Annotated in this window: 6 protein-coding genes; 3 read left to right on the forward strand and 3 right to left on the reverse strand. The window is 40.8% G+C overall.

The genetic code is table 11. From position 1 onward, the window contains the following. Nucleotides 1-121 precede the first annotated feature (121 nt). Nucleotides 122-418: a hypothetical protein gene (locus tag ACM0OR_RS27745; RefSeq protein ID WP_190708334.1), complete on the reverse strand. Its 297-nt coding sequence runs from the start codon at nt 416-418 to the stop codon at nt 122-124. Further along, a complete protein-coding gene (locus tag ACM0OR_RS27750) occupies nt 396-539 on the reverse strand; it encodes a hypothetical protein (protein WP_323267477.1) in 144 nt (47 codons plus the stop codon). The genes ACM0OR_RS27745 and ACM0OR_RS27750 overlap by 23 nt, the downstream gene beginning before the upstream one ends. Between ACM0OR_RS27750 and ACM0OR_RS27755 the strand changes: the two genes are divergently transcribed. Together ACM0OR_RS27755 and ACM0OR_RS27760 are read left to right on the forward strand one after the other, a co-directional pair. Next, complete coding sequence (locus ACM0OR_RS27755; protein ID WP_414579624.1) at nt 479-697, forward strand: BsuBI/PstI family type II restriction endonuclease; 219 nt, start codon at nt 479-481, stop codon at nt 695-697. The genes ACM0OR_RS27750 and ACM0OR_RS27755 overlap by 61 nt on opposite strands. Before the next feature lie 94 nt (nt 698-791). Further along, the gene (locus ACM0OR_RS27760) at nt 792-1,706 is read left to right on the forward strand and encodes an actin-binding WH2 domain-containing protein (RefSeq protein WP_414579626.1); all 915 of its coding nucleotides are present in this window, start codon (nt 792-794) and stop codon (nt 1,704-1,706) included. 307 nt (nt 1,707-2,013) lie between these two features. Here the strand turns inward: ACM0OR_RS27760 and ACM0OR_RS27765 are convergent, their stop codons facing one another. Next, complete coding sequence (locus tag ACM0OR_RS27765; RefSeq protein ID WP_414579627.1) at nt 2,014-2,232, reverse strand: hypothetical protein; 219 nt, start codon at nt 2,230-2,232, stop codon at nt 2,014-2,016. 189 nt (nt 2,233-2,421) lie between these two features. Here ACM0OR_RS27765 and ACM0OR_RS27770 point away from each other — a divergent pair, with 189 nt between their 5' ends. Beyond that, on the forward strand, nt 2,422-3,966 hold the full coding sequence (locus ACM0OR_RS27770) for an NAD(P)H-hydrate dehydratase (RefSeq protein WP_414579628.1): 1,545 nt from the start codon (nt 2,422-2,424) through the stop codon (nt 3,964-3,966). The last annotated feature ends 280 nt before the right edge of the window (nt 3,967-4,246 follow it).

Raw genomic sequence — 4,246 nt, forward strand, 5'->3', positions numbered from 1 at the left:
TTAATTTTTAATTTTTAATTTTTAATTTTTAATTTTTAATTTTTAATTTTTAATTCCCAGCAGGGGTTGACTTATTGTTTTTTAAAAGCCAGTTTGAACGCTTAATCAATGCCATCCACAATCAGGCTCTTCCTCGGTTTATGGTTAAATCTTCTTCTCGTTTATTAGGATAAAACTGTTTTTTATGTTTCAGTTGATAAAACAACGTACCATGTATTCCATTTACGCTCTTTTTATCCAAGCGACGTTGCCAAATTTGTGCTAAACCCAATTGAGCTTCCTTATCTGAATATATATCTTCATCAAATTGTATATCTTGCCCTTCATCGGGAAATATCAATTTAAACTCTTCATCTGTTGCCGCAAAAATATCATAAGCACAATTCCTCGCTCCATCAATAACCTGTATATTTTTCATGTTTTTTGGTTGTTGTTACAGGGATTAGTTTTTGTCGCTGCTTTCCCCAAGCGTAAGGAAATGACTCGATATCTGGCTGAGATTTCTTGGGAGACAGAAGTTTGGGTAGCGGATCAACCATATCACATGATTCATTTCAACGGGAAAGATTTCTTGGACTCTATGAAAACTGAGAAAATTGTTTTTGACGATTTCGTTGGTAACAAAGAAGGTACTCTTAGTTACTTAAATACTACCAATATTTACTATACTAGATTTGTGATAAAATTAGGCTTTTAACCTTGCAAGACAAGGATCATAGGCGTATTTCTGCACAACTCTCATGAATTATCATTGGTTATCTTAGATGTATTATGATTTCTGAGAAAAAAGTATGAATAAGGACGATAACGCAGTACCCTCTGACCCAGAACACGATAAATCAGGTGTTTTTGAATCAAGCTATCGAGGACAAGAACCCCCAGAGCCTGATATCATTACGTTCCACTCTGAGGATACCTCCGGTTCTGCCAAACGCCCGTCTAAACCTCATGCAGAACGCTACGAATATTCCCAAAAAGAACTTCAAGCACTGCGTCAGGCGATTGAGCATAACGGTGTTTTTCGTCTGGCTTTTTACTTTCTCGACTATATTCTGAGGGCGCAAACAGCCCTATTTGAGCAGATACACAGCCAAAAAGATTTGGCTAGAATTATTTGGTCAATGTCTGTTCTCTCTATCCTACTATCTAGTATTTATGGCCTAGTCATGGGTATGTATAACGGGGTATTGCAAGCATTGTCATCTGCCATCAAATTACCTATTCTCTTTTTATTCACAGCATTGATTTGTGTTCCATCACTCTATACCTTCAATGTATTGCTGGGACAACGTTTTAAGTTTCTTCAAACTGTCGCCCTGATGATGATGACCTTGGGAACTACAACAATTTTGCTAGTAAGTTTAGCTCCCATTGCCTTTTTCTTCACCCTCACCACGCCGGATAACTACCAGTTTTTAATGCTGATGCACGTGCTAATTTTTGCTCTGTGTGGCATCTATGGAGTCCGATACCTGTATAGGGGATCTTCATACATTGCCTTTCGGATGGAACAACCCTTGAATAATCTGCTACTCCGCCTCTGGATTGTGATTTATGCAATTGTGGGAATGCAGTTAGGTTGGCGGTTGCGTCCGTTTATTGGTAGCCAGGGCATTCCTTTTGAATTGTTACGAAATGAGGTTGGGGGCAATTTTTACATTAGTGTTTGGAAATCTTTGCTCGAACTGTTTTTAGGTAAATCGTAGTCCCAATAGGCACAACTTCTATTATCAATAACTTCTCTCAAAAGCAGGTAAGCGATCGCCACATTTGCAATTTATCGTTGAAAACCTGGAAAAGCAAGGATACCAATGTGAAATTCACAAGGTTGAGTATGAGTTACAGCGTGGTGGTAATGAAATGTTAAGGATACACTAAGTAAACATTTTAACTTAGTTTTGGGATCAGAAAAGGGACAGGTATTAAGCTGAAAATAACATCTTTCCCCAATAACCTGTCCCTCACAAGGGGTATTTTCCGTAATTTGTTCGGACACTACCTCTTTAGTAGTAACTACTTGGCATGTGTGGCTGGCCGCCTTTGTTGAACTCTAACTGTTCCACCTGCGGAATCTGTGACTTGAGTGGGTTCGCCATCTCTATACTCTATTACTACGCATCGATTTTGACAGGTAAAAATAAAGTTGCGAGTGATGAGAACTTCCCCCGCCAAGGCTGGTGCTGCTGACATTAATCCAGCAAAAACTAAACATCCTGACAAAACATTTCGCATACTATTCTCTGTTTACTCAATATGAGAGTGTGTTTTAATTGACCGAATATAACTACTGAGTCCATAGCAACAATTTCGGAAAAATATAGTTTGTTTGATTTTTCTCAGTTGTTTTACTGAATTTTTCTAGGCGTTGCGCTATAGATTATTGATATGTGCTAGCTAATCCATAATTGACGGTAAGGTGAAGTGCTGACTAGAAAAGAACAAATTTCCCAAGTCGTTGTCACTGCTGCCCAAATGCGGGACATTGAAGGACGGATTTTTGCCGCCGGAATGCCTGTCGCCGCTTTGATGGAAAAGGTGGCGGGACTTATTGCCAAGCGTATTGAGGATATTTACCCCAGTTCCTGTGTCGGTATTCTGGTTGGCCCTGGGCATAATGGTGGTGATGCGTTGGTTGTAGCCCGTGAGTTACACTTTCAAGGGTTAAATGTCTGGCTTTACGTGCCTTTTTCTAAGTTTAAGGAATTAACTTCGCAGCATTTGCAGTATGCTCAAAGTTTGGGTATCCCTTGTTATCAAGAGATTGAACAATTACCTGATTGCGATTTTTTAGTTGATGGATTGTTTGGATTTGGCTTAGAAAGAGCGATCGCTGATCCCATTGCTTCGGCAATTAATCATTTTAATGACTGGGGTAAACCAATTATTAGTATTGATGTGCCTTCGGGTTTGCATACTGATACAGGCGAGGTATTAGGGACGGCTATCCGTGCAACTTATACCCTGTCTTTAGGTTTATGGAAACTGGGTTTATTGCAGGATCAGGCTTTGGAGTATGTGGGTAAAGCTGAGTTAATTGATTTTGATATTCCCTTAGCGGATGTGCAAGCGGTACTAGGAGACACCCACAAAATTAAACGCATCACAACAGCAACGGCACTTTCTACCCTACCCTTACCCCGTCCCCCAGTAACGCACAAATATAAAGAAGGACATTTACTGTTAATTTGTGGTTCGCGGCGTTATGCAGGTGGGGCAATTTTAACGGCGTTGGGTGCTAGGGGTAGTGGTGTAGGGATGCTGTCTGTGGCTGTACCTGAGTCTCTCAAGCAGCTTTTGGTGTCCCATTTACCAGAAGCTTTGATTATTGGTTGCCCTGAGACGGAAACGGGGGCGATCGCTCAGTTACAATTACCAGAGAAAACAGATTTAAATGCCTTTAGTGCGATCGCCTGTGGCCCTGGGTTAACTACAGATGCTACTCCTATTGTCGAGGAAGTTATAAACAGCGATCGCCCTTTAATTCTCGATGCTGATGGTTTAAATATTCTGGCAGGGCTAGACACCATCCCTACATTACAACAGCGTCAAGCTATAACTGTACTAACACCCCATACAGGTGAATTTCAACGCTTGTTTCCTCATTTACCTGATGCGAAACGAGACAGGATAGCAGCTGTGAGAGAAGCAGCAATCCAGAGTGGGGCAGTAGTATTGTTGAAAGGTGCGAGAACTGCGATATCCAATCCCCACGGTATAGTATGGATTAACCCCGAAAGTACCCCAGCTTTAGCCCGTGGTGGGAGTGGGGATGTGTTAACAGGCTTAATTGGGGGATTATTAGCACAAGCTGCTACTAAAGAATTGTCAATAGAAGATATTGTAGCAACGGCGGCATGGTGGCACGCCCAAGCTGGGATTTTAGCAGCGCAAGAACGCACGGAATTGGGGGTAGATGCGTTTACTTTGACTAATTATCTGATGTCAGTGATTCGCGTTGTTGTGTAAATACGCGAGGGCGATATATTTATGTTATGAAATGTAGCAAATTTTTTGGATGTATCATTGAGCAGGTTATCTACTGATGTAACAAATACTTTTAGACTACATCCGCCTTAAAAAGGTGGACTTAAAGCAGGCAATACTGGGGTGGTAAGCAAAACTAGAACCCCGACATCTTCAAGAAGTCGGGGTTCTGAATTGTTATCATAAATGTTTGAATATTTAACTTTTTTACTGGAGTTTAGACTAAATCGGTCATGTTCAAGAAAAAAAGGGAGTCTGATTG

The sequence above is a fragment of the Anabaena sp. CCY 9402-a genome (genome assembly GCF_963920945.1).
Classification (GTDB): Bacteria; Cyanobacteriota; Cyanobacteriia; order Cyanobacteriales; family Nostocaceae; genus Trichormus; species Trichormus minutissimus.